General features: G+C 72.2%; 7 protein-coding genes and 1 pseudogene. 3 read left to right on the top strand and 5 right to left on the bottom strand.

Features of this window, described 5'->3' with window-relative positions; genetic code table 11:
• The 3 genes and pseudogenes from MEICH_RS28365 to carH form a co-directional block, all read right to left on the bottom strand.
• Positions 1-102: pseudogene (locus MEICH_RS28365) on the bottom strand (complex I NDUFA9 subunit family protein); the annotation flags it as partial.
• Between the two features lie 155 nt (positions 103-257).
• Positions 258-848 (bottom strand): transcriptional regulator LdrP, encoded by a 591-nt coding sequence (gene ldrP / locus MEICH_RS0102695; protein ID WP_027891333.1) that lies wholly within the window; start codon positions 846-848, stop codon positions 258-260.
• 114 nt (positions 849-962) lie between these two features.
• On the bottom strand, positions 963-1844 hold the full coding sequence (carH, locus tag MEICH_RS0102690) for an HTH-type transcriptional repressor CarH (protein ID WP_027891332.1): 882 nt from the start codon (positions 1842-1844) through the stop codon (positions 963-965).
• Positions 1845-1890: 46 nt separating this feature from the next.
• On the opposite strand from carH, the gene MEICH_RS0102685 reads away from it, so the two are divergent.
• From MEICH_RS0102685 to MEICH_RS23290, 3 genes are read left to right on the top strand one after another with little or no spacing between them, the layout of a single operon-like run.
• Positions 1891-2640: a class I SAM-dependent methyltransferase gene (locus tag MEICH_RS0102685; protein WP_245587605.1), complete on the top strand. Its 750-nt coding sequence runs from the start codon at positions 1891-1893 to the stop codon at positions 2638-2640.
• A gap of 41 nt (positions 2641-2681) precedes the next feature.
• Positions 2682-3509 (top strand): phytoene/squalene synthase family protein, encoded by an 828-nt coding sequence (locus MEICH_RS0102680; RefSeq protein WP_027891330.1) that lies wholly within the window; start codon positions 2682-2684, stop codon positions 3507-3509.
• 32 nt (positions 3510-3541) lie between these two features.
• On the top strand, positions 3542-4732 hold the full coding sequence (locus MEICH_RS23290) for a lycopene cyclase family protein (RefSeq protein ID WP_051303857.1): 1191 nt from the start codon (positions 3542-3544) through the stop codon (positions 4730-4732).
• 160 nt (positions 4733-4892) lie between these two features.
• Here the strand turns inward: MEICH_RS23290 and MEICH_RS0102670 are convergent, their stop codons facing one another.
• Both MEICH_RS0102670 and MEICH_RS0102665 read right to left on the bottom strand, forming a co-directional pair.
• Positions 4893-5261 carry an acyl-CoA thioesterase gene (locus tag MEICH_RS0102670; protein WP_027891329.1) on the bottom strand — a complete coding sequence of 123 codons (369 nt, stop codon included), beginning with the start codon at positions 5259-5261 and terminating at the stop codon, positions 4893-4895.
• Between the two features lie 10 nt (positions 5262-5271).
• Entirely contained in the window at positions 5272-6243 is a 972-nt protein-coding gene (locus MEICH_RS0102665) for an NADPH:quinone oxidoreductase family protein (RefSeq protein ID WP_027891328.1), read from the bottom strand.
• Between the last annotated feature and the right edge of the window lie 15 nt (positions 6244-6258).

The following is a 6258-nucleotide window of genomic DNA, read 5'->3' as shown; positions in this document are numbered from 1 at the left end:
GCCCCGCACGTGCCGCGCCCCCTGGCCCGCCCCCGCCACCCGCCCCGTGGGCCGGGCCTTGCGCGAGAGCGTGTGGACCGTGTGCCCCCGCGCCAGCAGCACGCGCGTCAGGTGGCTCCCCACGTACCCCGTTCCGCCGATGAGCAGGACGTTCAAAGCGGTCTCCTGTGTCTCAAGTCGTACGTCCTACGGCGTACGCCGAACGCTTTGCGCTCGGCGGCTTCTAGCCCTCGGCCACCGATCCTCGACCTTCCTGCTCACACCGCTTCCAGCAGCCGCGTCTCGGCCTCGGCCTCGAGGGTGCGCCGGTCCACGAGGTAGATCTTGCGGTAGCCGGTGTCGAGGATGCCCTCGTGGCGAAGGTCGGAGAGGAGCTTGCTCACCGACTCGCGGGTGGAGGCGGTGGCGTCGGCGATCTCCTCGTGGGAGGCCGTCACGTAGACCCCGCGCTCGTCCTGGCCGTGGGCGGCGGTGGCGGCGAGGTAGAGCAGGTAGCGGCAGATGCGGCTTCGGAGCTCCCCCCACTGCAGGTGGGTTTCGTAGGCGTGCATCTGGCCCATCTGGCTGGCGAGGCTGTTGGCGACCTGCCGCAGGTCCTCGGAGGAGAGGGCGCGGGGGTCGAGGGCGTGGGCCGCGGCCTCGGTGAGGGCCTCGGCGGTGTAGCGGTGGTTGCGCTCGGCGAGGCTCTCCTCCCCGAAGTAGTCGCCGGGCAGCACGTGGCGCAGGGTGAGCTGGCGCCCGTCGGGCAGGATCTCGACGATGCGGATCAACCCCCGCTCGAGCTGGTACAGCGCCTCGGCCCGGTCGCCCGCGCGGTAGATCACTTCCTTACGGCGAACGCGTTTCATCAACCCACCTCCTCGAATGCAGCACCCCTACCGCGAACACGTCACCTCGACGCTCCTCGTGGCGTACGGACGAAGCTGGAAGTTGTACAGGGGAACGAAAGGCTTGAGTCGAGCTTACCACAGTCCTCCCTCCTTCAGCACCCGCGCCAGGCTGTCGGCCAGCTCGCGGGGGTCATTTCCCAGGTAGCGCGCGCCCAGGCGCTCCACCAATCCCGGCAGCCCCTCGGCCGCGCGGCCGCCCACCACCACCACCGGCGCCAGGTCGGCGAGGGCGCCCTGGGGCAGGGACTCCAGCGAGACCGCCTGGACCGCCGAGAGCACCGCGGCCCGGGCCTCGACGCGCCGCGCGAAACCGCGCAGGTCCTGCAGGGGGGTGTTGGGCCCGAGGTAGAACACCTGGTAGCCCGCCCGCCGCAGGAACAGCGCGGTGATCAGGCCGCCCAGCTCGTGCTGCTCGCCGGGCAGCGTCGAGACGACCACCGCCGGGCCCAGCGAGCCGCCCATCAGGTTGAGCAATTCCTGCAGGCGGCCGCGCAGGTAGGTGCTCGCCAGGTGCTCCTGGGCGGTGCTGACGCGGCCTAAGTGCCAGCCGTCGCCGATGCGCCCGAGCACCGGGGAGATCACCTCCATCACTACCTCCTCGAGCGGGTGCAGCCGGAAGGACTCGGAGAGGGCGCGCTCGGCGGCCTCGAGGTCGGCCTGGAGCAGGGCGTTCTCGAGCTCGAGCGAGAGGGCCTCGGGGGGGCGCGGCCCCTCCTGGGTGAGGCCCTCGAGGTAGCGCTTGACCGCCTGCGCCGGGGCGACCCCCTCGGCGATGGAGCGCTTGATGTCCTGCAACGCGTCGAGGTCGGCCTCGGAGTAGAGGCGGTGCCCGCCGGGGGAGCGCTCGGGGCGGGGGAAGCCGTAGCGCCGCTCCCACTGCCGCAGGAGCGCGGAGGACAGCCCGACCCGCTCCTCGACCTCCGCGATGGTGTAGACCCCCATGTCTTTGCGCATCGTGTTCACCTTTTGTACAAGACTATGCTAGATTGTTGTCCAGGTTATGTCAAGCCTCGCCTGCCCCCGCTGCAAGAGCGCCCTCCAGGAGGGCGCTGCCGCCTGTACAAGCTGCGGCCGGGTGTGGCCCCGGGCGGGGGAGTGGACCGACTTCCGCGGCGGGCGGCCGCTGGGCCCGGCCGCCGCCGTCAACCTCTGGCCCCTCACCGCCTGGGGCTACGAGGCCTGGCGGGCGCGGGCGCTTTCGCTGCTGTCGGGGCGGCCCTTCCCCCTGGGCGAGGAGCTGGGCCGGATGCGGGCGAGCCTCGAGCCCGTGGGGGGCGGGGTGTTCCTCGACCTGGGCACCGCCACGGGCCTGTACGCCCGGGCCCTGCTGCAGGCGGGGGCCGCCCGGGTCTACGCCCTCGACCTCTCCCCGGCCATGCTGCGCGCGGCCCGGCGCCGGGCGCGGGGGCTCGGGGGCTTAGTCCCCCTGCTGGCGCGGGCCGAGGCGCTGCCCCTGCGCGCGGCGAGCCTGGACGGGGTGGCGGTGGGGGGGAGTTGGAACGAGTTCGCCGAGCCCGAGGCGGTGGCCCTCGAGGTCGCGCGGGTGCTCAGGCCCGGCGGGCGGCTGTGGCTGGTGTTCACCCACCGCTCGGGCAGCCCTTTGCAGCGGGCCTTCGGGCGGGCCGGCCTGCGCTTCCCCCGCCTCGAGGACCTCCTCGCCCTGCTGGCCCCGCTCGGCTTCGCGCTCGAGGGCTGGCGCGAGGGCTCGGCGGGCTTTGTGGCGGGGACAAAACTCCCTACCGGCGAGTAGCCCCATCCTTACGGCAGTACGTCTCGCGAAAGGAGGTCGCCTTGGAACCCAACTGGACCGAAGTCTCCGCGATCATCCGCCGCCACTCGGCGACCTTCTACCTCGGGAGCCTGCTCTTCCGCGGCGAGGCCCGCAAGGGGGCCTGGGCGGTCTACGCCGCCTGCCGCCTGGGCGACGACGCGGTGGACGAGTCGCCCGACCCCCGCGCCGACCTCGAGCGCTGGTGGCAGGGGCTCGGCCGGGCCTATGCCCGCGAGCCGCAGGCCGAGTGGGAACGCGCCCTGAGCTGGGCGCTGGAGCGCTGGGAGATCCCCCGGGAAGCCTTCGCCGACATGCACCAGGGCTTCGCGGCCGACCTGGGCGCGGTGCGGTTGCAAAGCAGCGCCGAGCTGATGAACTACTGCTACCAGGTGGCGGGCACCGTGGGCCGCATGATCGCACCCATCGGCGGCGCGGGCCCCGAGGCCGAGGAGGCGGCGGTCAAACTGGGGCAGGCCATGCAGCTCACCAACTGCCTGCGCGACGTGGGCGAGGACCTGGCGCTGGGGCGGGTCTACCTCCCGGCCGAACTGCTCCTGCGCTACGGGGTCGCGCTCGAGGACCTGCGCCACGGGCGCGTGACGCCCGCCTACGCCGCGCTGATGGGCGAGCTGGCTAAGGAGGCCCGCCGGCTCTACCGCGAGGGCCTGCGCGGCCTGCGCCACCTCCGCAACGGCCGCGCCGCCGTCGCCCTGGCCGCCCTGCAGTACCAAAGCATCCTCGACAAGCTCGAGCACAACGGCTGGGACAACCTCTCCCGCCGCGCCGCGCTCTCGCCCTACGAGCGCTTCAAGCTCCTGCCCAAGGCCCTGTGGATGCGGGGGGTATGAGCGGGCGCGGCGTATGCTGAGCACCTGAGGCCATGGCGCAACACTTCGACTACATCGTCGCGGGGGCCGGGGCCGCGGGCCTGAGCCTGCTGCACCACCTCGAGCGCGCCGGGCTCTCCGACCGCCGCGTGCTCCTCCTCGACCGCGCGCCCAAGACCCGCAACGACCGCACCTGGTGCTTCTGGGAGGCGGGGGAGGGGCCCTTCGAGCCGATCATCTTCCGCCGCTGGGGGCGCCTGGCCTTCCACGCCCCGGGCTTCTCCCGCACCTTCGACATCGCCCCCTACGCCTACAAGATGCTGCGCGGCCTCGACTTCTACCGCCACATGGACGAGCGCTTGGCCCGCTGGCCCCGCCTCACCCGCCTCTACGGCGAGCTCGAGGCCGTCGGCGACGGCTTCGTGCGGCTGGAGGGCCAGACCTACACCGCCGACTGGGTCTTCAGCAGCGTCCTCCCCTCACCCCTCGCCCCCCGCCCCCCCTACCAGCACCTGCTCCAGCATTTCCGCGGCTGGGTGCTCGAGGCCCCCGGCCCCGCCTTCGACCCCGGCGTCGCCACGTTCATGGACTTCCGCGTCGAGCAGCAGGGCGAGGTGCGCTTCGTCTACGTCCTGCCCTTCGACGAGCGGCGGGCGCTGGTGGAGTACACCCTGTTCTCGGCGCAACTGCTCAGCGACGCCCAGTACGAGCAGGGCTTGCGGGCTTACGTCGGGGAGCACCTGGGGCTCGCACAGTACCGCGTTCTCGAGACCGAGGCGGGCATGATCCCCATGACCGACGCGCCTTTCCCCACCCGCATCGGGGAGCGCACCCTGCGCATCGGCACCGCCGGGGGCCAGACCAAGGCTTCGACCGGCTACACCTTCCAGCGCATCCAACACCAGTGCCGCCACATCGCCCAATCCCTGGCCCAGGACAGGCCCCCGGCGCCCCAGAGCAACCCGGCCCGCTTCGCCTTCTACGACAGCGTGCTGCTCAACGTCTTCGCCAAGAAGCGCTATCCGGGTGCGCGAGCCTTCAGCGACCTCTTCCGCCGCCGCCCGGCCCCCCAGGTGCTCAAGTTCCTCGACGAGTCCACCACGCTGCTCGAGGAACTCCCCGTCCTCTTCAGCATGAACGTCCCCGCCTTCACCCTGGCCGCACTGGACGTGCTGGCGTCAGCTGTCAGCCGGCAGCTTTCAGCTTTCAGCGCTCAGCGGTCAGCTTTCAGCCGTAAGCGGTAAGTGGAAGGCTCGGGGTGTGTGGCTCGCGGTGGACCCCCCCAGCCCTCCCCGCGCGCGGGGAGGGGTATCCCCCCCCGGCCCCCCTTGCTAAGGGGGGTGACAAGGCGTCTGGCGTCTTGCGTTTGGCTATCAGCTATCGCCTATCGACCATCGACCCACCTCACTCCACCGGATCCACCGGCGTCGGCCTGCCCTCCGCGTCGATCGCCACGTAGGTCAGGTTGCCCCGCGTCGCCAGCACCTTGGCCTCCTTGAGGTTTTCGCGGTACACCTCGACCTCCACCGTGATCGAGGTGCGGCCCACCCGCACCACCTTCGCCACGACCTCGAGCAAATCCCCCACCTTGATGGGCACCTCGAAGACCACCTCGCCCACCCGCACGGTCACGCAGCGCTTGCGGGCCCGCCGGATCGCGGCGTAGGAGCCCACCTTGTCCATCAGGCCCAGCACGAAGCCGCCGAAGGCGTTGCCGCCGGGGTTGGCGTGTTCGGGGAAGACCAGCTCGAGGGTTCGCGTCTCCGTTTCCACGAGCCCGATTCTACGGGGTGAGCACCACCTTCCCGCTGCTCTGACGGCCGGTGACGTAGGCGAAGGCCTCGGCGGCCTGCTCGAGCGCGAAGACCTTGCCCACCACCGGGCGCACCGCGCCCGAGGCCAGCAGGGGGGTGAGGAAGGCGGTGGCCTCCTGCAGGGCCTGGGGGTCGGCCAGGAAGGGGGTGAGCCACACGCCAATGACGCTCTGGTTGCGCTTCATCAGGCTCACCGGGTTCATCTGGGCCAGCTCGCGGCTGGCCGAGCCCACCACCAGCAGGCGGCCCCGGTAGGCCAGCATCTGGAGGCTCTGGGCGAAACCCGCCCCGCCCACCACCTCCACCAGCACGTCCACCCCGTGCCCCCCGGTGGCCTCCCGCACGGCCTCGAGCAGGTCCGGCCGGCTGCCCAGCAAGGTCACCTCGGCCCCCAGGGCGCGGGCGAGCTCGAGCTTGGCCTCGGTGCTGGCGGTAGCGATCACCCGCAGGCCCAGCGCCCGCGCGACCTGCACTGTGGCCGTGCCCAGCGCGCCCCCGGCGGCCTGCACCAGCACCCACTCGCCGGGCCGGGCGCGGGCCTGGGTCACCAGTGCGAAGTAGGCGGTGTAGTACGAGACCGGGAAGGCGGCAGCTTGGGGGGCGCTGAGGCCGGGGGGCACCGGCACCAGGGCCCGCAGCGGCACCACCGCGTACTCGGCGAAACCGCCCTGCCCGGCGAGCGCGGCCACCAACTGGCCCTCCTGCAGGCCCCCGACCCCCTCGCCCAGCGCGTCCACCCGCCCGGCGAACTCCATGCCGGGCACCAGCGGGAGGCGGGTGCGCGCGAGGTATTCCCCGGCCACGGTGAGGATGTCGGCGTAGTTGAGCCCCGCCGCCTCCACCTTGAGCCGCACCTGGCCGGGGCCGGGTTCGGGGAGAGGAAGCTGGGTGAGCTCGAGCACTTCCGGGCCGCCGGTGCGGGTGATCTGGATGGCTTTCACGCCCAAAGCCTACCG

The organism is Calidithermus chliarophilus DSM 9957 (assembly GCF_000430045.1).
In the GTDB taxonomy this organism is placed as follows: domain Bacteria; phylum Deinococcota; class Deinococci; order Deinococcales; family Thermaceae; genus Calidithermus; species Calidithermus chliarophilus.
The sequence above is the reverse complement of the archived record's forward strand: the minus strand, read 5'-3'. Positions and strand labels throughout refer to the sequence as shown.